Origin of the sequence: Chryseobacterium sp. KMC2 (assembly GCF_016756935.1) — a bacterium.
In the GTDB taxonomy this organism is placed as follows: domain Bacteria; phylum Bacteroidota; class Bacteroidia; order Flavobacteriales; family Weeksellaceae; genus Chryseobacterium; species Chryseobacterium rhizosphaerae.
This window is the reverse complement of record NZ_JAESIT010000009.1, coordinates 170854-192738: the sequence shown is the minus strand read 5'-3', so window position 1 is coordinate 192738 and position 21885 is coordinate 170854. Positions and strand designations below refer to the sequence as shown.

20 protein-coding genes are annotated in these 21885 nt (G+C 36.8%); 13 read left to right on the top strand and 7 right to left on the bottom strand.

Annotated elements, in window-relative coordinates; all coding sequences use genetic code 11:
- A complete protein-coding gene (locus JML65_RS12805) occupies nucleotides 1–1011 on the bottom strand; it encodes a catalase (RefSeq protein WP_047489374.1) in 1011 nt (336 codons plus the stop codon).
- 222 nt (nucleotides 1012–1233) lie between these two features.
- On the opposite strand from JML65_RS12805, the gene JML65_RS12800 reads away from it, so the two are divergent.
- The 5 genes from JML65_RS12800 to JML65_RS12780 all read left to right on the top strand — a co-directional run bounded on the left by JML65_RS12800 (nucleotide 1234) and on the right by JML65_RS12780 (nucleotide 5160).
- A complete protein-coding gene (locus JML65_RS12800) occupies nucleotides 1234–1668 on the top strand; it encodes an FKBP-type peptidyl-prolyl cis-trans isomerase (RefSeq protein WP_052188618.1) in 435 nt (144 codons plus the stop codon).
- 157 nt (nucleotides 1669–1825) lie between these two features.
- Complete coding sequence (locus tag JML65_RS12795) at nucleotides 1826–2776, top strand: hypothetical protein (protein ID WP_047489373.1); 951 nt, start codon at nucleotides 1826–1828, stop codon at nucleotides 2774–2776.
- A gap of 66 nt (nucleotides 2777–2842) precedes the next feature.
- Nucleotides 2843–3253, top strand: coding sequence for an Rrf2 family transcriptional regulator (locus JML65_RS12790; RefSeq protein ID WP_202271086.1), 411 nt, complete (start codon nucleotides 2843–2845; stop codon nucleotides 3251–3253).
- Nucleotides 3254–3312: 59 nt separating this feature from the next.
- A complete protein-coding gene (locus JML65_RS12785; protein ID WP_202271085.1) occupies nucleotides 3313–3966 on the top strand; it encodes an NAD(P)-dependent oxidoreductase in 654 nt (217 codons plus the stop codon).
- A gap of 18 nt (nucleotides 3967–3984) precedes the next feature.
- Nucleotides 3985–5160, top strand: a complete 1176-nt coding sequence (locus JML65_RS12780) for an MBL fold metallo-hydrolase (protein WP_202271084.1) — start codon at nucleotides 3985–3987, stop codon at nucleotides 5158–5160.
- A gap of 153 nt (nucleotides 5161–5313) precedes the next feature.
- Here JML65_RS12780 and JML65_RS12775 read toward each other — a convergent pair whose 3' ends face one another.
- A complete protein-coding gene (locus JML65_RS12775) occupies nucleotides 5314–6348 on the bottom strand; it encodes a M23 family metallopeptidase (RefSeq protein ID WP_202271083.1) in 1035 nt (344 codons plus the stop codon).
- A 244-nt stretch (nucleotides 6349–6592) separates the two neighbouring features.
- Between JML65_RS12775 and JML65_RS12770 the strand changes: the two genes are divergently transcribed.
- The 4 genes from JML65_RS12770 (at nucleotide 6593) to JML65_RS12755 (ending at nucleotide 10766) form a co-directional block, all read left to right on the top strand.
- The gene (locus JML65_RS12770; RefSeq protein ID WP_052188629.1) at nucleotides 6593–7615 is read left to right on the top strand and encodes an NAD(P)H-dependent glycerol-3-phosphate dehydrogenase; all 1023 of its coding nucleotides are present in this window, start codon (nucleotides 6593–6595) and stop codon (nucleotides 7613–7615) included.
- A gap of 298 nt (nucleotides 7616–7913) precedes the next feature.
- Nucleotides 7914–9419: a malate dehydrogenase (quinone) gene (gene mqo / locus JML65_RS12765; RefSeq protein WP_202271082.1), complete on the top strand. Its 1506-nt coding sequence runs from the start codon at nucleotides 7914–7916 to the stop codon at nucleotides 9417–9419.
- A gap of 76 nt (nucleotides 9420–9495) precedes the next feature.
- Nucleotides 9496–9894: a hypothetical protein gene (locus tag JML65_RS12760; RefSeq protein WP_047489356.1), complete on the top strand. Its 399-nt coding sequence runs from the start codon at nucleotides 9496–9498 to the stop codon at nucleotides 9892–9894.
- 5 nt (nucleotides 9895–9899) lie between these two features.
- A complete protein-coding gene (locus JML65_RS12755) occupies nucleotides 9900–10766 on the top strand; it encodes an AadS family aminoglycoside 6-adenylyltransferase (protein ID WP_202271081.1) in 867 nt (288 codons plus the stop codon).
- 1 nt (nucleotide 10767) lies between these two features.
- On the opposite strand, the gene JML65_RS12750 is transcribed toward JML65_RS12755, so the two are convergent.
- Entirely contained in the window at nucleotides 10768–12348 is a 1581-nt protein-coding gene (locus JML65_RS12750; protein ID WP_202271080.1) for a GMC family oxidoreductase N-terminal domain-containing protein, read from the bottom strand.
- A 133-nt stretch (nucleotides 12349–12481) separates the two neighbouring features.
- On the opposite strand from JML65_RS12750, the gene JML65_RS12745 reads away from it, so the two are divergent.
- The 4 genes from JML65_RS12745 (at nucleotide 12482) to JML65_RS12730 (ending at nucleotide 17194) form a co-directional block, all read left to right on the top strand.
- Nucleotides 12482–13099 carry a DUF1684 domain-containing protein gene (locus tag JML65_RS12745; protein ID WP_202271079.1) on the top strand — a complete coding sequence of 206 codons (618 nt, stop codon included), beginning with the start codon at nucleotides 12482–12484 and terminating at the stop codon, nucleotides 13097–13099.
- A gap of 8 nt (nucleotides 13100–13107) precedes the next feature.
- Complete coding sequence (locus JML65_RS12740) at nucleotides 13108–13581, top strand: GNAT family N-acetyltransferase (protein WP_202271078.1); 474 nt, start codon at nucleotides 13108–13110, stop codon at nucleotides 13579–13581.
- 73 nt (nucleotides 13582–13654) lie between these two features.
- Nucleotides 13655–14464 (top strand): glucose 1-dehydrogenase, encoded by an 810-nt coding sequence (locus tag JML65_RS12735; RefSeq protein ID WP_202271077.1) that lies wholly within the window; start codon nucleotides 13655–13657, stop codon nucleotides 14462–14464.
- A 75-nt stretch (nucleotides 14465–14539) separates the two neighbouring features.
- Entirely contained in the window at nucleotides 14540–17194 is a 2655-nt protein-coding gene (locus JML65_RS12730) for an MGH1-like glycoside hydrolase domain-containing protein (RefSeq protein ID WP_202271076.1), read from the top strand.
- Nucleotides 17195–17224: 30 nt separating this feature from the next.
- On the opposite strand, the gene recO is transcribed toward JML65_RS12730, so the two are convergent.
- The 4 genes from recO to JML65_RS12710 are packed head-to-tail and all read right to left on the bottom strand — an operon-like array spanning nucleotide 17225 to nucleotide 21876.
- Nucleotides 17225–17911, bottom strand: coding sequence for a DNA repair protein RecO (recO, locus tag JML65_RS12725; RefSeq protein ID WP_202271075.1), 687 nt, complete (start codon nucleotides 17909–17911; stop codon nucleotides 17225–17227).
- The gene (locus tag JML65_RS12720; protein ID WP_202271074.1) at nucleotides 17911–20166 is read right to left on the bottom strand and encodes a hypothetical protein; all 2256 of its coding nucleotides are present in this window, start codon (nucleotides 20164–20166) and stop codon (nucleotides 17911–17913) included. The genes recO and JML65_RS12720 overlap by 1 nt, the downstream gene beginning before the upstream one ends.
- Nucleotide 20167: 1 nt before the next feature.
- Nucleotides 20168–21118, bottom strand: a complete 951-nt coding sequence (locus tag JML65_RS12715; RefSeq protein WP_202271073.1) for a bifunctional metallophosphatase/5'-nucleotidase — start codon at nucleotides 21116–21118, stop codon at nucleotides 20168–20170.
- Nucleotides 21118–21876: a 5'-nucleotidase C-terminal domain-containing protein gene (locus tag JML65_RS12710; RefSeq protein WP_202271072.1), complete on the bottom strand. Its 759-nt coding sequence runs from the start codon at nucleotides 21874–21876 to the stop codon at nucleotides 21118–21120. Before JML65_RS12710 ends, JML65_RS12715 begins: the two co-directional genes overlap by 1 nt.
- Nucleotides 21877–21885 lie beyond the last annotated feature (9 nt).

Below are 21885 nucleotides of genomic sequence, written 5' to 3'. Positions count from 1 at the left end.
TTATAAAGCTCCTTTTCCATGTAAGAGTTTATTTATTTTCCTTCTGGTCTGTACAGAAACCTTGTATGCTTCGTCCCGAAGCTTCTGTATTTTTCCTACGGGCTGGAAAATAGTTTTGCTTTCAAAAGGATTGAATGAAAGCAGTTCATTCGTGCAGGTTTGTGCGTTAAGCAAAGAACCTTTATTGATCTTCAGTTCACCAATTTTGACATAAGGTGAGTTTTTCCATTCCACATTCAGCTTATTGATAGGCTGATCTTTTAAGTCATAGCAGAACTGGATCAAAACATCAGCTGTGAAGTCATGAGTCTGAAAATAAGTTTTTAAGGTGTCTTTTATTTTTTGATTCTTACCCATATTCTTATCTACAGATTTTGGGCTTAATTTTATCTTGATCATATAATCCCCAAGACGGTAGGCTCCTACTGAGTGATAATCAAAAGACAGAATAAAATCGTTTTTCTTGCGCAGAAGCTTTACCATATTCTTTAAGAAAGAACCCGATAAAACTGCAGGGATTATTTTAACTGCCTGACCGAGTATAGGAAATAGACCACTCCATTTTTTCATATACGATCTGTTGATAGCAGTAAATAGCTTTAAAAAAGTGGAAACAGAATTAACAGGAAATAAAGGAAAATTGGCCAATGGGAAATTGGCGAGAAGACCTCCATTTTCATCTTTAATCTGTACTGCCATTCCATATGCAGGAATATCTTTTTTAGCATTATTAATGGTGAGCTGAGCATTGGAAAACCTGATGATAAGATCAAATTTCTCTTTATCAAAAAAAGCATGCAGCGATTCAGGAATATTGGGATTAACCCATAATGTTCCTTCAGCTACAGCATAGGTTTTTGCATGAGCATTTCTTGTAGCATAATTGACATCACTGATGGAAGAGGATTGCTCAACAAAATCTGCAATCGATTTTTTATTGATCTCCAAAAGCTTCTTTTCCTCTTCATTGAGTTCATCGAATTTCTTATTATATTTTAGTGGTGTTGGCATTTAGTTTTTAAATTCAATTATAACGCCAAGTTTCGGAATCTGTGTTAACTGAGTATTACAAATGTTTGAATTTTACTGAGATGACGCACCGAAAGCTGAAATATTAAACGGTATTAAGAAACAGGATCAGAATAAATAGTTTTAAGTGCCTGATTAATAATACTTCCTGTTTCTGACTTCCAATTTCCGGCAACAAATCTTATCTTTGTAAAAAATTAAAGTATGGGAGTAGCAGATTTGTTATTTAAACGTAAAAAAGAATTGGCAGAAAAAAACCTTAACGATGGTAAGGAATATATGGTAGAGTACGGTAAGAGAGAAAGTGTTGTACAATTGCCAAGCGGTTTGCAGTATGAAATCATTACTGAAGGAGATGGTGCCAAGCCAGGACCTAAGTCTACTGTAAAATGCCACTATCATGGAACTACTATTTCAGGTAAAGTTTTCGATAGCTCTGTAAAAAGAGGTACTCCTGCATCTTTTCCTTTAAACAGAGTAATTTCAGGATGGACAGAAGCTCTTCAGCTTATGCCGGTGGGAAGCAAATGGAGATTGATTATTCCTCCGCATTTAGCCTATGGAGATCAGGAAATCAGCAAAGAAATCGGACCTAACAGTACGCTTGTTTTTGAAGTTGAATTACTGGATATTAAATAATTCTTCTTAAAAATAGATTAAAAAATTTACCTGAACTCAGGTAAATTTTTTTATTTGTATTATATTCGTATAAATGAATCATCATAAAAGCATAGTTGTCCGGAAACAGGCAATCATGATTATGGTCATTCAGATACTGCACAAATTTTATAAATGAATGAAAAATCTATTCTACCTTTTGGCTATTTTTAGCTTAATGATATCTTGTGTTTCCAGAAAAACTCAGGCTATTCAACAGAATATATTGACCCTGAAGGATAGCTATTGTAAGGCACCCTTTAAATATAACTTTATTAACAAACTGCCTTCGTATAATTCTGACTCCATTCTGACAGCTAATAAAGAACTTAAAAATGTACTTTCTGAGCAAAGTATTCTGATCCTGAATGCCCTGAATAATCTGGATGAGGTATATAAAATTATAGAGCTTAAAAAAGATTCTTCTATTACTTCCCAGCTTAAAGTTTTGCAGCTTAAAGGAAAGATCAATAACAAGATTGCTATTTCCTTAACGGAATTGGATGCTGTTGCCGCAGAATTCGACTGTGAAGGAGAAAGGGTAGAGCAAATTGAAAATTATGTGAATGATCTTAACAGTTCCAGAAATAATAAACTGATTTTATATTCTATCATCGCAGGAGCAGCAGCTTCCATAGCCGGTGGTATTGTAAAAAGTGATGGATGGAGTAATGCAATTGATATTGGCGGGGGGGCTTTAGGAGCCGGCTTTGGGTTGGCAACACTTAACCCGAAAGGAAGAAAAGTGGAATTTATCCATAATAGAAATCTGCTGAGGGATATCTGGACAGAAAAATTGGGATCATCGAATTTTCCTCCGTTTATTTGGTATATGTACACCGAGAAAAGGTTTTCAAGCATGGAAAAAAAATCTATTATCGCCAACATAAAAGAAATATGGCTGCATTATCAGTTCGATGGTAATAAAGACGCTGCTGATCATTCGGTGATTTTCAGTGACGGTGGGATCTACAGGGCCGGAGATCTTCACAGTCGTGCATCGATGCTCAATCAGATGCAGTCTGCTACCCGAAAGATCAATCAAAATATAAGTTATCTCTTATTGGATCTGGACCGTCTTATACTGTAAGAAAAAAATAATTGTAATAAAATTTGTTACAATTAAAAAAATGCTTACCTTTGCCATGTAATTATAATGAACAATACAAGATTTGCTACGGCAGTACATATTATGACCTTATTGGCAAAAAGTCCTCAGGAGTGGCTCACTTCAGAATGGATTGCCGGTAGTATCAATGTAAATCCGGTAATTGTCCGAAAGGAGATGAGTGTATTGAGAGAAGCGGGTCTTATTGCTAGCAGACAAGGAAAAGAAGGAGGGAGCCAGCTGGCTAAGAATGAAGAATTGATTACAATTTCTGAGATCTATAAAGCGGTAAAAAATACAGAAGTATTGGGTAAAAAAAATCAGAATCCCAATCCTGCATGTAGCGTTGGAAAGGAAATCAATGTTCATTTAAATACATTGTTTGAAGAAACAGATCAATTGGTAGTTAACTTTTTAGGAGATAAATCATTGAGAGAATTCGCTGATCAGTTCGATTAAAATTTTTTTAACTATAAATGTAACAAATTTTATTACAATTTAATTTAAAATATAACATTATGAAAAAAGTAGCAGTAATAGGTGCAACAGGATTTGTAGGAGCACACGTGGTAACAGAATTAACTGAAAGAGGGTATGCGGTAGAAGCTTTGGTAAGAGATGCATCGAAGGTGAAAACACAAGATAACGTAACGGCAAAAAGCGTTGACGTAAACAATGTAGATGAATTGGCAGATGCTCTAAAAGGAAGTGATGCTGTAATCAGTGCTTTCAATGCCGGATGGACGAATCCAAACCTTTACAATGATTTCTTAAATGGTTCTGTAAACATTGAAAAAGCAGTAGGACAGGCAGGCGTAAAAAGACTTATCGTAGTAGGGGGAGCAGGAAGCCTATATACTCCGGACAACGTACAGATTGTGGATACTCCTGATTTCCCGGAAGCATACAAACCGGGAGCAACGGCAGCAAGAGATTATTTAAACAAAATCAAAGAAAATAATACATTGGATTGGACTTTCTTCAGCCCGGCAGTAGAAATGAATCAGGCTAATGTAGGAGCAAGAACTGCACAGTACAGAACATCATTGGAAACTCCCGTATTTGACGACAACGGAAGAAGCCGTCTTTCTGTTGAAGATGTAGCCGTAGTTTTAGTAGATGAATTGGAACAGAATAATCACATCCGTGAACGTTTTACAGCCGCTTACTAATTATAAAAAATAACAAATATGTTTAAAAAGAAATTATTATCCTTGGCAGTAATGCTTGGTTTTGCAAGTATTGTATGGGCTGGTAACCTTAAAGTAAAAGTCTATAATCCCGGATCTAAAGCAATTTTTTCCATTACCTCAACAATCATTTATGGGGATAAAGATGCCATACTTGTTGATGCTCAGTTTCAGAAACAATATGCGGAACAATTGGTGAAAGAAATAAAAGCAACAGGTAAAAATCTGAAAACCGTTTATATTTCACATAGTGACCCTGATTTTTATTTTGGATTGGATGTGATCAAAAAAGCCTTTCCAAATGCTAAGATTATTTCAACAGCTCAGACTGCCTATTTGATAGCTGCTTCAAAGGATGATAAAATGGCTGTTTGGAAACCACAGATGAAAGGAGATGCTCCTTCAGAAATCATAGTTCCGGAAGCTGTTACTGCCATTCCTGATCTTGAAGGAAATAAAATTGAGATCAGACAGAATCCTGAAGATCCTGCCCATAGTTTTCTCTGGATCCCGTCTTTAAAAACAGTGGCTGGAGGGATATCAGTTTCTACAGGTTCACATCTTTGGATGGCCGATACTCAAAATGTAAAAGCTATTGATCAGTGGATAGCACAGATTGATGCTATGAAAGCTTTACAGCCTCAGCAGGTGATTCCTTCCCATTTTTCAGAACAGTCACTATCTCCTCAGTCCCTGGATTTTGTTAAAGGTTATCTTGAAAACTATAAAAAAGCAGTTACAGAAAATAAAACAAGCTCTGCCATTGTAGATTTTATGGTGAAAAAATATACCACTCTTCCCGGAAAAGAGGAATTGGAAATGGGTGTGAAAGTGTTTATGGGAGAAATGGCCTGGGATTTAAAATCACCTTATCCGGCGATTGGAAATAAAGTAGAGGTAGATTTTGGAACAACAAAATTCATTCTGGATTTTAAAGATAACAAAACCATGTCATTCCTTGGAACAGCCGGACCTTCGAAAGATACCACAGATACGGTGCAATATACTGCAGTGGAAGTGGCTAAGAATGTCTTTATGGTATATTGGCATGAACCTCATCTGGGTTTCAATGTAACCCATATTCAGGATTATAATAAAAATATAATATATTCAAATATTGCAGGACCTGACGGTACATTTACCCATCCGAAAGGAAGTCTGAAGATTTTAAAATAAAAAAGAATCTGCCTATTGATTCTATTTTTCAGCACCTTTAAGATCAAGATATAAACAGTAAAACTTAGTATGAAATACATATCAATTTCATAACTCACAAAGTTTTTAATTGGATATAACAAGAAAAAGGCTGTCCGATGGGACAGCCTTTTTTTATAAATTCATAAACAGCTTCGGATTAACCGGAGTATTGTTTTTGTGTACTTCATAGTGAAGGTGAGGGCCTGTAGAACGGCCTGAATTTCCGGATTTTGCAATTACCTGGCCTACTTTTACCTTATCATTTACTTTTGAAACAAGCTGTGATAAATGTCCATATAGAGTTGCTAATCCATTTCCGTGGGAAACAATAACACAGTTTCCATAACCTCCTTTCTGTCCGGAAAAAATGATTGTTCCTGCAGCGGCAGCTCTTACATCAGAACCATATGCAACAGCAATATCTAATCCTTTATGAAACTGCATCTGATCTGCTTCAGCAGGTGGGTTGTTTTTTTCAGCAGTTGCGATGGTCTTAGAAGAAGAAGTGGTACCGGCCGCAGCTTTTGCAGCAGTGGGAGCCGGAGCAGCAGCCACAGGAGCCGCTTTTGGAGTTACCATTACCTTGATTTCCCTTTTAATACCATAGCTGTCTGTCACTTCAATAATTTTTTCCACTGGTTCAGCTTTTACTTCCGGCTTTGGAGCTGCTACCACTACAGGCTTAGACTCTGTGGCAGCACTTGTTTTTACAGAAGCATAAACAGTTTTATATGGAATAGGATTTTTTCTAATCCCAAAATTTGATGAAATATATCCGTCAGTAGGCATTCCCAAGGGAACCTGCATTAGTTTTTTCTGCAGATCCATTAAATACTGACTATATCGGTTGGCCTGTTTGGCGAGATAAATAGAGTTTGAAATGCTATCCTGACTGAGAACCATCAGTTTTTCATTAGAAATATCCTTAGATTTCAGGAAAGAATTGAGCTGTGAAACAGTCTGATCTACAAGATTAAGATCTGTTTTCATTTTCAAATAATCTACACTGTCCCTTTCAGTGTTTATTTTTACAAGATTTACTTCGTAATTTTTGTCATCCTTCTCTGAGAATAACTTGGCAATACATATCCCTTGTGCAAAAACTACTAGTAAAAGCCCTCCGAGGAGAATGTTTACGTTCTTCTTGCTGTTTAGAAATTTTTTCATATTTCCTCTCTTAGTAAGTTTAAAACGGTTTTGAAGCTGCAAATTTAATTAAAATTAGTCTTTGTGACTTATTTTTAATTAAAATTCATGATTTTTTGTATTTAACGTATAATTAGATATTTAATTGTGTTTAAGTGTTAATTTTTTCAGAAAATGGCTTTTATCATTGTTTCAAAAGCTTTGTTACGTCTATGTTTTAATATCTTTGCAGTTCACATTCCAATTTATGGCTAAAAAGAAAATAATGTCAGAATCTTCTCATCCAAAAAAGAATAAAAAAGATATTTCTGTAGGGGTAGTAGGAAGCGGAAGTTTTGCAACCGCTATCGTAAAAATGCTTGTTGAAAACTGTAAAGTTGTACACTGGTGTGTAAGAAGTGAGTTTGTAAAAGGAGCGATTGAGCTTCGTGGACATAACCCTACCTATCTTACAGCGGCTCATTTTAATCTTAAAAGTTTAAAACTGACCACGGATATCAATGAATTGGTTTCTGCCTGTGATGTTATTGTTTTGGCAACGCCATCCATTTACCTGTCTGATACGTTAGATAAAATGACGTGTGAGTATTCAGATAAAATATTTATCTCTGCTATTAAAGGAATTATTCCTAAAGTAAATGATGTGGTAGCCCATTATTTACGTGATGAATTTAAAATTGGTTTCAGAAATCAGGCAGTTATTGCAGGACCATGTCATGCAGAGGAAGTAGCAATGGAAAGACTTTCTTATCTTACAATTGCAACGGTAGAGGATGAAACTTCTGAAAAGCTAAAAGAAATTTTCAGTTCAGATTTTATCAAAGTTCAAACCAGTAAAGATATTTTAGGAAATGAATACAGTGCTATTCTTAAAAATATTTTTGCCATTGGAGCCGGAATAGCAAGTGGATTGGGGTATGGAGATAACTTTACAGCAGTTTTTGTATCCAATGCGATTCGTGAAATGGAAACCTTCCTCGAAGCCATTTATGAAGCACCAAGAGATGTGAATGAAAGTGCCTATCTGGGAGACCTTTTGGTAACCGCTTATTCACTTTTCTCAAGAAACAGAAACCTAGGAAACCTTATCGGGAAAGGATATACCGTAAAATCGGCAATCCAATCGATGAATATGGTGGCAGAAGGGTATTACGCCGCAGATTCCATCTATAAAACAGCAAAACAGAAAAAACTTAAATTACCAATTATTGATACAGTGTATGCCATTCTTTATGAAGGTAAAAATGCTGAAAAGCAGTTCAAAAAACTGACAGCGAAACTGAATTAAAAAAAGAAGGTTTGCATAAACCTTGTTTTAATATATTTTAACCTAAGCCCCCCAGCTTGGGTTTTTTTATGGATTTATTTCTGTGATGATCAAAGATAGTAGCTAAGACCCGGGACTGTATTTTTGAGTTTTTACTATTTGAAATGTTGCTATTATCAATCATTTCAATGAAGACGTATTGAAATTTTCCATGATTTTTTGTTGTTTACTAAAGAAGTCTGTTTCCTGAAAAATTAACGTGTTAAAATCGTTTCTCTTTTTAAAACTTTTCCCGAAATTTGAAGTAAAATTTAAAATTATGTCACAATCGCTTACAAGCAGAACGCCGAAACCTAGATATGACGTTGTACTGATAGGTGGCGGAATTATGAGCGCCACTTTAGCAACAATGCTCCATGAATTTGATCCCAGTCTTGAAATTGCGATCTTCGAAAGACTCGGAAGATTTGCTAAAGAAAGTACAGCCGCATGGAACAATGCCGGAACAGGACATTCTGCATTTTGTGAGCTAAACTATACCCCTGAAAAACCGGATGGCAGCATTGATATAACAAAAGCAGAAAGTATTGCTGAACAATTTGAAATTTCAAAACAATTTTGGTCTTACCTGATTACAAAGGGATATATTAAAGAGCCTAAAGAGTTTATCAATTCATGTCCACATATGAGTTTGGTATTTGGTGAAAAAGATGCGGAATATCTTAGAAAGCGTCATGATAAAATGGTTGATTCAGTTCTTTTTTCGGGAATGGAATTTTCTTCTGATCACGAGAAACTGAAAGAATGGATTCCTTTGGTAATGAGCAAAAGGAATCAATCTGAAATAATGGCAGCTACGAAAATGGATATGGGGACGGATGTCAACTTTGGAACGTTAACCCGAAAAATGGGAAGACACCTGCTTGAAGATTCTAATGTAGAGGTTTTCTTATACCATGAAGTGAAAGATATTGACCCAAGAGAAGACGGTAAATGGGAAATGAAGGTAAAAGACAGAATTCATAGCCACAAACAGGAGGTTGTTGCTGATTTTGTATTTATCGGAGCTGGAGGATATGCACTTCAGTTATTAGACAGTTCGGATATTAAAGAAAGCGAAGGCTATGGAGGTTTTCCTGTTTCAGGACAGTGGTTGGTAAGCCATAATCAGGAGCTGGTAAAAAAACATCAGGCTAAAGTATATACACAGGCAACAGTGGATGCCCCACCAATGTCTGTTCCGCACCTTGACCTTAGAATTATCGATGGCGAGAAAGCTCTTCTTTTCGGACCTTTTGCAGGGTTTTCAACAAAATTCCTGAAAGAAGGAAGTTACCTTGATCTGCCTGAAAGTGTTAATACAAAAAATTTAAAATCATTATTTGGTGCCTGGTGGCATAATATCCCGTTGACAAAATACCTTATTCAGCAGGTTGCCATGACAAAATCCCAGAGAATGCAGCATTTGAGAGAATTTGTAAAAGATGCCAAAGAGGAAGACTGGGAACTGAAAGTAGCAGGACAGAGAGTTCAGGTTATTAAAAAAGACGAAAAAGAAGGAGGTAAACTGGAATTTGGAACTGAAGTGGTTGTAAACAAGAGCGGTACTATTGCTTCTTTGTTGGGGGCTTCACCAGGAGCTTCCACAGCGGTATATGCTATGCTGAATGTTCTTGAAAAATGTTTCCCGGAAAAAATTCAGGGAGAATGGAAAGGTAAATTGCTTGAGATGGTTCCTTCTTACGGGAAGAAATTGGCAGAACATCCGGAGCTTACTGAAGAGGTGAGAAATTATACAAAAGAAAAATTAGAATTAGAATATTAACATCAGCAGTAAGCAATGGGTAGTAAGCAATACAAGCAGAATTACTCATTGCTTACTACTTATTACTTATAAAAAGGTGGAAGAAGTAGTTGTAAAGCCGCTCATAGCAAAAGAACTCCTGGAGTCCCTTCAAACGAAAATAGAAGAGGAGAAACAGGTGATTATACATTGTTGTTTTCCGGCATCACCATTCCTGGGAAATCTGATCAGGATCTGGCATTCCACGTATCTTTTTGATAATCAGTCTGAGCATAGAAGTAAGCTGATTCATGCAGAAAATATCTCAATTTCCCCTTATTGGACACCGGTTCCCTTCATGAAAGATTTTTGGTTTACCCTGATATTCTCGGGGCTTCCGAAAGACTGTAAAAGTTTTGATTTAAAAGAAGTGATTCCTGAAGAAGGAGGGTTCTTTGTAGAATCTATTAAGAGAAATTCTTCAGATGTGTATCGTGTAAAAATATCAGAATTCTGAATGATATGAAAATAAGAGAGGAAAAGCTGGAACAAATTATTCAGTGGGCTGAAAATAATCCCGATATCCGGGCTGTTCTTCTGACCAGCTCATTGGTGAATCCTTATGCTCCGGTAGATGACCTGAGTGATCTTGATGTAGAACTGGTTTTTGAAAGCCGAAAAGACTATGAATCCGGAAATAGCTGGCTTCAGCTTTTTGGAGATCCCATTTCTATGATTGAGGAAGATGATACTGTTTTTGAAGGAAGACATGCCATGAAAATGGTTTTGTACAGAGATCATGTAAAAGTTGATTTTAAGCTGTATCAGGTGTCTGAATTTATGGAAGAAGTACAAAAAGGAGCACTTCCAGAAGATTGGGATGTAGGATATAAAGTGCTGATTGATAAAGATGGCCTGACAAAAGATCTGAAACCTCCCACTTATCAGTCTATCATGATTCATAAGCCTGATGAAAAAGAATTTCAACAGCTGATGAATGATTTCTGGTGGGATACCACCTATGTGGCAAAATGTCTGAAACGGGGTGATATTTTTTATGCTAAATTCATGTCTGAGAATATCCTGAGAGCAGAATATTTGGTTAGTCTGGTTGAATGGCATATTGGTAACGACCATAACTGGGATAACATGACTACCAATAAGCATGGAAGACTTTTTAAAAAATACCTGCCTGAAGATTTATGGAGTAGAGTGGAGGCTACATTTTCCGGAAGCTCCATTGACAAAAACTGGACTGCTCTGTTTGCTTTCGCTGACCTGGTTCATGAGCTGGGAACTGCTTTAGCTCAAAAACTGAACTTTACGTATCCTTCTAAACTTGAAAGTGACATCAGAACTTATCTTCTTGAAGTAAAATCAATGCCGTGATTTAAGCAAATTCATTCCCTTTGATCAGGTTTTCAATACAGTATTCTGCAATGGCAGTAATGGTAACAAAAGGATTTACTCCAATTGTTCCGGGGATTAATGACCCATCTAAAACATAGAGATTTTCATGTTCCTTTAATTTACCATATTCATTAGTGGTTTCACTCAGTACACATCCTCCGAGCGGATGATAGCAGATATCTGCTCCAAAACCATTATTGAACAGGAAATGACTTCTGGTTCCTCCATTGGCTTTATTCATTTTTCTGACAAAGTATTTGGCATTTTCCTTCATTTTGACCGTATGGCTTTCATCCCAATTCAACTTCAGAGACCGATTGATGGTATCATATGTCACTTCTCCTTTTTTATCAACCCGGTTAATTAATAAATACAAGGCAGTGGCTACATCCATTCCCATAGGCAAAGGTGCAATCTCAGTAAAGAAGGGATGTTCCTTATCATCCCAGTTGTCAATACCACCTACCGGAATGGTAGATTGCTTTGCTCCTGTTCCTCCGGACAGAGGCTTTACCCAATTCCTTCCGGTCATAAAGTTCCCATTGTTACCCCAGTTTTTTCCGATGCCTTCGTGAAGAGGCAATCCGTTTACAGCATTGGATCGCAACAGAAGCTGTAAAGTTCCCATTGTACCTGCAGCAAGAATAAGCTTTTTACAATGGAATATTTTATCAGCAATTAGAGCACCTGATGTATCAGTCTGTTGTACGTTTACGGTATAGGTTTTATCATCATTCAGTTTTATATCATCTACCCGGTGAAGATCAAGAATTTCAAGATTTCCCGTTTCCAGTGCTTTCTTAAGATAGGTTTTGTCTAAACTGTTTTTACCATGATTGTTTCCATAGATCACTTCAGTATTAAGAGCAGAGCGGGGAACTTCATTTCGAAATTCTTTCTCCATATATTTAAAATCATATACATTGGGAACTCTCATCGTTTTAAAACCAGCCTGATGAGCTTCCTCTTCTCCCACCCGTGTAAATTTGTAATAAGGACAGTCTTTTAAAAACTCCTCATCAATGATATTTACCTTAAGCTCTTCGTGAACCAAAGGGAAATAATGATGATAAAACTTCTCTGCATCCAGCTGGGGGAAAACTTCTTTGAAATAACTTTCTTTAGGAGTTACTGCCATTCCTCCGTTAACGAGCGATCCACCGCCAACACCCCGCCCAACCCAGATATTAATATGATCAAAATCTAAACGGTCCAGGGTTCCGGTAAAAGGAGTTAAAGAAAAAATATTCATGAATGGGGCAATGCTTTTCTTTTTAAGCCAAGCAGAACTTTTTCCCGGTTTCAGCAGGTTAGAAAAAGGAATTCCTGACTTTTCCCAGTTGAGCCCCATTTCCAGCAACACTACTTTTTTTCCGGCTTCACAAAGACGTAAAGCAGATACAGCCCCTCCATACCCACTACCAATGATAACAATCGGAGCTTCTATAATTTTGTTTTGCTTATCGCTTGTCCGCTCTGCAGCCCAGAATAGATTAGATTGAAGAAAATAAAAGCCTGATACTGCTAATACACTTGTCTTAATGAATTTTTTCCTGTCCATGAGCTTTGCTTCTCAAAAAGCATGCTAACTTCACAAAAGCGTGTTTTATTTAAAACAGATTATACTTTTTATTATAATTTTAACTGTTTAAACCCTGAAAAATTCATAGTTTTACTTATAATTTATAGCATTTATGAAAAAAATTATATGGCTCTTTTTGATCCTTCCTTTTTGGGCTTTTCCCCAAAAAACGACTTCTAAAGAAGTGATGGATGTGAAAAAATTTCAGAAAGAACTCAATGCTGAATATCTGAATCCGAAAGAAACGCCCTTGCGGGGAGATAACTTTAAAAATTTTAAAGAACATCCTTTCTTTCCAATCGATATAAAATATAGAATTACGGCAAAATTTGTTAAATCAAAAGATACAAAGCCTTTTGATCTTCCAACTTCTTCAGGGAAAACAAAGTCTTACCAGGAATATGGAAAGGCAAGCTTTGAGCTGGACGGAAAGCCCTATACCCTTACTTTATACCAAAGCCTGGATTTAATTAAGCAGAAGAAATATCAGGACTATCTTTTTCTTCCATTCCGGGATGCTACCAATGAAAAAGAAACCTATGGTGGGGGAAAATATTTGGATCTGAAAATTCCAAAAGGAAATACAATAGTACTGGATTTTAATCAGTCCTACCATCCTTATTGTGCTTACAATGCCTACGATTATAACTGCCCTATTGTGCCTGAAGAAAATAAACTTCCTGTGGAAATACGTGCAGGGGTAATGTATGAAGATATCTATCATCACTAAATTTGACTATGATAAGCTTAGAATTTTATACTCCGGAACATCTTTCAGCCATTACATATACGCTGGACGAAAAGCAATCACAATTTACAGCATTAGCAGAAGAAGCTTTGCAGAGAATAGAAGAAAGGGATGATCATGATGCATTTCCTGTTACCATTTTTGAGGATGGGAATCCTGTCGGCTTTTTCGTACTTGATTTTGGTCAAGATAAGCTGGAACTGACTGATAACAAAAATTCTGTTCTGGTAAGATCATTATCTGTAAATCCTGAAATGCAGGGAAAAGGAATAGGAAAAACAGCCATGATGAAAGTGGATGATTTTATCAGAAATCATTTCAAAGATTGCCATGAAATTGTTCTTGCTGTGAATCAGAAAAATGAGTCAGCCTATCATATTTACCTTAAGGCGGGATATTCCTATGAAGGGAAAACGAGAATCGGAAGAAGTGGACCTCAGTATCTTATGTACAAGAAACTTTAAGAAAATTTTAAATTCAAAATTCCCGTCCTCCTGATTTCTTTCCATAACTTTGAGTATCACCAAATGACAAAACATGGAAATATCACTTCATAATCAGGTGGCTATCGTTACAGGAGCCTCCAGTGGAATAGGTTCAGGAATTGCAAAATCTTTGGCTGCTGCAGGCGCTGCCGTTGTTGTCAACCACTCCTCACAAAGGTCTTTAGAAGAAGCACAGGCTGTTTTAAAAGAAATTACTGATGCAGGAGGGAAAGGTATCACCTACCAGTGTGATGTTTCTAAAGAAGATCAGGTCATTGCCATGTTTCAGGATGTTGTCTCTCAATTGGGTACTGTGGATATATTGGTTAATAATGCGGGGATTCAAAAAGATGCCCAATTTACAGAGATGACAATAGATCAATGGAATGCCGTGATTGGTGTCAACCTGACGGGACAATTCCTCTGCGCAAGAGAAGCTGTCAAAGAATTTTTACGTCGGGGCATTGATCCATCCCGATCTATTGCCTGTGGTAAAATTATTCACATCAGTTCCGTTCATGAAATTATTCCCTGGGCAGGGCATGCCAACTATGCATCGAGTAAAGGGGCTGTCAGAATGCTGATGCAGACCTTAGCCCAGGAATACGGAGCGGATAGGATCCGGGTCAATTCTATTTGTCCGGGAGCCATCCAGACTCCAATAAATAAAGAGGCCTGGGAAACTCCCGAAGCACTTAATGCTCTTCTTACCCTGATCCCTTACAACAGAATCGGACAGCCGCAAGATATAGGAAACTTAGCAGCATTTCTCGCCAGTGACCTAGCAGATTATATAACCGGAACCAGCATTTTTGTTGATGGGGGAATGACTACGTTTGAGAGCTTTTCAACCGGAGGATAGGTGAGGGTTATAAGTTGGGTGTGGCAGGTTTTAAAATTTCAAAGTAGAGGATGTTGAATTACTAATGATTTCATTATGTCAGAAAAACAGAGAATTTCAGATATTTCATGGAAAAAATGGGGCCCCTATGTAAGTAATCGTGAATGGGGACTGGTACGTGAGGATTACAGCGAGAACGGGGATGCCTGGAATTATACCAGTCATAATACTGCAGAAGCTAAAACATACAGATGGGGTGAAGAAGGGATATGTGGCATCTGTGATGACCTTCAGCAATTGGTCTTTTCTGTCGGATTCTGGAATAAAAAGGATGAAATGGTGAAAGAACGGTTCTTTGGTCTTACCAACGGACAGGGAAATCATGGTGAGGATGTGAAGGAATACTTTTATTACCTGGATTCTACCCCTACCCATTCTTATATGAAGATGTTGTACAAATATCCGCAAAATGCTTTCCCATATGCAGATCTTGTGAAAACCAATGCAGAAAGAGGTAAAACAGAACCTGAATATGAGCTCATTGATACAGGAATTTTTGATACTAATGAATACTTTGATATTTTCATTGAATATGCTAAAGAAGGTCCAAATGATATTTTAATAAGACTTACCATTATCAACAAGACTGAAAAAGAATCTTCTCTTGTTATACTGCCTACCGTCTGGTTCAGAAATACATGGAATTGGGGGTATGATGAATATCAACCGGAGATGAGCGCCCATGAAGCAGATCATATCAGACTAAGTCATAAAGACCTTGAAATAAAAAATATCTATGCAAAACAATCTATAAAAACCTTGTTTTGTGATAATGAAACCAATAACAAAAGACTTTATCGGTCACCTAATACATCAGAATACTGCAAAGACGGGATTAATAATTTTATATTGACAGGGAATGCTCAGTCGGTTAACTCCCAAAATGTAGGCACAAAAGCCTCGTTCTTTATTGATGAAGATTTTAAAGGTAAAGAGTCAAAAACCTTTGAATTCAGGATGACGGATAAAGAATTGAAAGAACCCTTTAATGATTTTGATCCTATTTTTAATCTGAGACAGAAAGAAGCAGATGAATTTTATGCTGAAGTCCAGAAGGGGATTCAGTCAGAAGATGAAAAAATGGTGCAGAGACAGGCATTTGCAGGAATGCTCTGGAATAAAATGTTCTATCATTACAATGTAGAAAAATGGCTGAAAGGAGATCCTACAGAAATATCACCACCAAAATCCAGGGATAAAATAAGAAATTATGACTGGAAGCATCTAAACAATGCCCATATTATCTCCATGCCTGATAAATGGGAATATCCATGGTATGCAACCTGGGATCTGGCTTTCCATACTATCAGCTTTTCATTAATAGATCCTGATTTTGCCAAACATCAGCTTAAACTTTTCCTGTTTGAATGGTATATGCATCCTAACGGCCAGCTTCCTGCCTATGAATGGAATTTCAGCGATGTTAATCCTCCGGTACATGCGTGGGCTGTTTTCAGGGTGTTTAAAATTGATGAATATATACGAGGCAAACCGGATCTTGAATTTCTTGAAAGTGCATTTCAGAAACTGCTGATGAACTTTACCTGGTGGGTGAACAAAAAAGACAGTAACGGGAATAATATTTTTGAAGGAGGATTTTTAGGGCTTGATAATATTGGTGTTTTCGACAGGAATTCTGTGCTTCCCAATGGTGAGCAGCTCGAACAGGCTGACGGGACAAGCTGGATGGCCATGTTTGCCCTTAATATGATGAGAATAGCACTCGAACTGGCATTATATAATAAGGTGTATGAAGAAATGGCTATGAAGTTTTTTGAACATTTTCTGTCTATTGCCCATTCGTTGGATAATATGGGTGATGAAAATTTCAGCCTTTGGGATGAGGAAGATGAATTTTTTTATGATGCGATTGCCTCCAGTGACAATACCCATATGTACTTAAGGTTAAGGACAATTGTAGGGTTGATACCGATGTTTGCCGTTGAGGTCATAGATGACGAAATGATTGAAAATCTTCCCAATTTTAAGAAGAGAATGAAATGGGTACTGGAAAATAAACCGGAACTCGCTTCTCTGGTTTCCAGATGGGAAGTTAAAGGACAGGATTCTAAACACCTCTTATCTTTGCTTCGCGGCCATCGTCTAAAAAGACTGTTGAGCAGGATGCTGAATCCGGAGGAATTTTTAAGTGATTACGGAGTCAGAGCTTTGTCGAAAGAATATGAGCAAAATCCATATACTTTACAGCTTAATGAAACGGATTATTGTGTGAAATACACCCCTGCAGAAAGTGATAGCGGGCTCTTTGGTGGAAATAGCAACTGGCGTGGACCCGTTTGGTTTCCTATTAATTTTCTTATTATTGAAAGTCTTCAGCGTTTTTTCTTCTACTACAGCCCGGATTTTATGGTAGAATACCCTACAGGGAGTGGGAATTACTCTAATCTGGATCAGATAGCGGATGCTTTAAGTAAAAGACTCTCGAAAATATTTTTAAAAGACGAAAATGGGAAACGCCCAGTGAATGGTCAGTACGAAAGATTCCAGACGGATCCGGATTTTAAAGATTATATTTTATTTTATGAATATTTTCATGGTGATAATGGCCGTGGGGTAGGGGCTTCTCATCAGACAGGCTGGACGGGATTGATCGCGAAAATTCTGCAGCCAAGATTCACCAAAAAAGAAATTGCAGAATCTGAAACTGAAATGCCGGAGGAAGCGAAATAGCGAAAAATAAATTTGCTGGTTAGCTTTACTCTATTCGAATATCTGCTGTATAATTTCCAATGAAGCAGGTGTTTTAAAATCGGTGATATGATAATGGTAATAGACCAAAAGACTATCCAGGAAATCTTTCCTCACAGAAGAATGGATTTTAATGGTATAAAAATTTTGGGCAGTGAGAGCTGTTCTCCATAGTAATGAGATTTCTTCACTGAAGATGTGGTGGGTGGAACTGGCTGAAAAAGTGCCCGTTTCCGGATCTAAAAATCTTCCTTCACCAATTAAGGGAGCAACTCCCTGAATTTTTAAAACAGCAAGTAAAAAAAGAAGATGTGATTGATAATTTTTGTTGATAAGCTGATCAATAAATTCATCAATACTAAAAAATATATTGAGGTTTTTATTTTCAAACTTAAGAATCTGACTAAGGAAATCCGAAATAAAAAAAATAATGGTATTTACTTTTATATCATTATAAATATCATTGTTTTTTACCAGTTCAAACTTTGATACTGATGCTATGCCGTTACCTCTTATTGGGTTTATGGAAAAGCTGAGTTTGCTCAACGGCTGCAGCAGGGCTTTCTTTTTATTTCTCTTGGAGTAAACCCCTTTAAGAAAATAAGTCTGAAAACCCTCCTCTTCTGTAAAACAATGCAGTACAGCATCATTTTCTCCATACTTTATAAATGAAAGTAAAAATCCGTTTTGTGAATTCATTAATTGACTACCCCTATTTTGGCTGTAGCTTTATCAGAACCGTCTTCATTAGTCATTAATACAAAATAAATACCTGAAGCTACTCTTGTTCCTCTCTGATTGTTAAGATCCCATTCGTAGTAGCCACCTCTTGCCACAGCCGAATGTACTACATTTCCTGCTGCATCTACAATTCTTATGTTCGTTTTTTCTGCCAGACCTTTAATGGTAACCTTTCCCTTAAAGTTAGAATATACTACAGGATTCGGGTACACTAATACATCTCCAAAATTTGAATTTACATCTGCAACATCTCCCTGATAAGTGACAATACCGTTATAGGTGACGAAATATACTTTACCGGTCTTCTTATCTACCTTGATATCTGTTATACTATTGGTAGGAAGGGGGGAGTTTTCTTTTGTAAAATGTTTTATTGTCTTTTCTCCATTAGAAGAAAGATAGTATACACCACCACCTTCTACAGATACCCACTTATAATCCCCTGCATCCACTTCAATCTGAAGAATCTGTGAGTCTCTGAAAAGTTCTTCCGGAAGACCATTTTGTTCTATAATAATAGGGGATGCTGTAGGACTTGGAGTTTTTATCTCAGAAGCTGCGTTGGGAAGAATTCTTAACCCATTATCACTGCCAATCCATGCATCTCCGGATTTATCAAATGCTACAGATAAAGTTCCTTCACCTGCAATTCCATTAGATTCCTTTAATAAATAATCGGTATCGTCAGAAAGATTGGTTGCATTCTTATAGTCATACACCCAGAAATTATTTGTTCTCGGTAGAGGTGTCCAAAGCATATTTTCATATAGAATAGGTTTTTGTACCCCTGAACTTGAAATAGTATATTTTTTAATGATAAAATCATCTGCTGCTTTATCATAAATTCCCATTGAAGGAATACCGTTGTCGGTAAATGCAATTGAAACAAAAAGGTTGCTTTGAGCATCTGTAGCAAAACCTACAGGACGTCGGTAAAAAGGTTCTCCCCCTACATTATAATATTTTACCAATTCAAAGTCTTTGCTGCTTGCATTGTATTTCATTTTATAGACTCCATTGTTAAACATAGTATAATTGGTAAAGAATACTTCATTATTACTGATGGGGCTCATGACTGCATCGAGTACATTGACTTGCCCTACATCCGCCTTATTAAAATAGGAAGGATATATCCATTCGGTACCGTTAAAATAATAGAACCCTGGTTTTTTAGGATTTTCTACCGGGAAGTTATAGATATCTGCTCTTGCCCCACTGGAGACAAGCATCTGATTGTTATCGTACAGATTTAATTTATAGGTAAAATTAAAATACGGACCAGAAGGTTTATAAGTATTGTTACCTTCATCTTTTATTCCGGATAATACAGTTCCTCCGAACACTTTTCCACCTGCCATTGTAGCCGTGTTACAATCTTCTCCAAGACTTATAGCATTTAAAGAAATACCGTTGAGTCCAAAGGTATAGATTCTGTTATCGGTTACTACAATATTATTTGGGGTGATCACCACATCCTGAATATTTGCAAAACTGGCAGGAAGTGGAGTGGGAGTACCATTATTATACATGAATGCCGAGGTGGCGGATGAAAACACCAATTCAGATTCAGCATCTATATTTTTGAATGCTCCCGGAACTTCTGTTGTCCATGTAGAAAATACAGGGAATGTAGTATTAATCTCATGGCTTTTCAATCCTGTATTGGTTACAGAATAAATTTTGTTTCCAAATATGGTCGCTTCGTTACTGGCTTCGTATATCCCTCCACTAAGGAAAAATGCAGAATCTCCAAATTCTTTCTTTTTAAGATCAAATATAGAGACTCCATACCCTACAGAAATAACTGCCTTATCTCCTGTAATAGAAATATGGTTAACTTTTTTATTTCCATTGTAACCTGTGGCTTTAGGAATATCAACAATGTATTTAATTTCCTGAGGACTAATCACATCCATAGATCCATCGGAATACCCAATAAGACCTGTCTTGGTTTGTGAATTATAATCAAAAGCGGTGATTCCGATATTATGGAGTCCGTTAGCTTTAGACAGTTTTGTAATCTCTCCACTTCCTATAGTATAATAGAATAATCCGTTTTCTGTTGCGGCTATTATTTTTCCATTGTCTTCTTTCATGGCCAGGACATTATTGTAGGAAAACAGATCTGACCATTTTTTTGATGAAATGACCTGCGCTTTTGTAAACTGCAGGGATGCTAAAATACCAAGAGAAATTAAAGAGAGTTTTTTCATATTATGCTATTATGCTGCTGTCTATTACCTGATTGTTCCAGGAGATATGCTGTACGTTTTTATTTGTATCAAAGTGAAAATCTATTCTTCCCAAAAGAAGCCCTGCCCATCCAACCTGGTTAACCAAGACATTCTTACCTTGTCTGTTGGTGAAAGTTTGAGGCTCAGGAAGGAACGTGTGGGTATGGCCGCCTAAAATAATATCAATATTTTCTGTACTGGCAGCTAAAATTTTATCACTTATTTTATTAGGTTCGTCTTTGTAATCATACCCAATGTGGGAAAGACAGATTACAAGATCACATTTTTGGTCTTTTTTCAGAAAGTTTGAATAATGCTGTGCTACATCAATAGGGTTAGAGTATACGGTTTCTCCATATTGCTTTTTACCCACAAGACCATCCAGCTGGATGCCTACTCCAAAAATTCCTACTTTAATACCGTTTTTATTAAAGATCTTATATGGAGAAGTTTTTCCGTCAAGTATTGTATTCTTGAAATCATAATTAGAACAGATAAATGGGAACTTTGCAGTAGGAAGAACCTTTGAAAATCCATCTAAACCATTGTCAAAATCATGATTTCCCATGGTAGAAGCATCATACTTCATCATGGACATTAATTTAAATTCCAGCTCACCTCCAAAGAAGTTAAAATAGGGAGTTCCCTGAAAAATATCTCCGGAATCAAGAAGTAATACATTAGATTCCTGATTTCTGATCTGTTGAATTAAGCTAGCTCTTCTGGCAAAACCTCCCTGATTTGGGTTTTTGGTATAGCTTGCATCAAAAGGCTCTATTCTGCTATGCTGATCATTGGTATGAAGAATAGTCAGTTTAGTTGCGGATTGTAATCCAGGAATAGCTAATCCTTCCGCCTTCATCATATTAGGAGCTAAAGCCATTGCTAAAGTTCCACCACCTATTGCTTTTAAAAAACTTTTTCTATCCATTACTTTTTACCGATAAAATTTAAACGAACATCTGTATTAGGCACTACTTCCGGAGTTTTCTTGAAATATTCAATAAATAAATCTCTAAGTTTTATTCCTGTCGGAATTGATTCTCCTTTGGCAAAGAATTTCATATTATCTCCACCCAAAGCAAGATAGTCTGAGGTAGCGATATAATAGTCTTTATCAGTGTCTATTTTTTGTCCGTTAATTAACGATTGATTAAGCTGTCCGTTTTTTGTTTCAATATACAGATGGGAAACAGGGTTGTTGACCTGGGTTTTTGCATAATAATCAAAAAGACCCTGAAGATCTGTCCCTTTCATTTTCACAATAATCATCTCATTTTCGAAAGGCATTACTTCAAAAACGTTTTTCAGCATAATATCACCTTTTCCAATGGTTGTACGGATTCCTCCGATATTGATCAAGGCAGCATCTACATTTTTCTTAAGATTTATTTTTGCCCATTCATTCCCTCCTTCAAATGTATAATCTGCTAAAAGATTACCGAGATTGCTGTTGTCTCCCTGCTTTGTAAGGTCTACATTTGTATGAGAAATTTTCTGATTCATTTCCCGGTCCAGTTTCTCTTTATAAGGTTCAATTACCTTTACAAACTCCTCATCATTCTTTAGCTCGTTATTAATAGAAATATTCTGCTGGGGCTGTACGTTTGCAAGCTGCAGCGTGGATGCTGTTTTGCAGGCGGTAAGCGATGCCAGAGCAATTCCTAGTAACAAGAATTTATTTTTCATAATATCTTT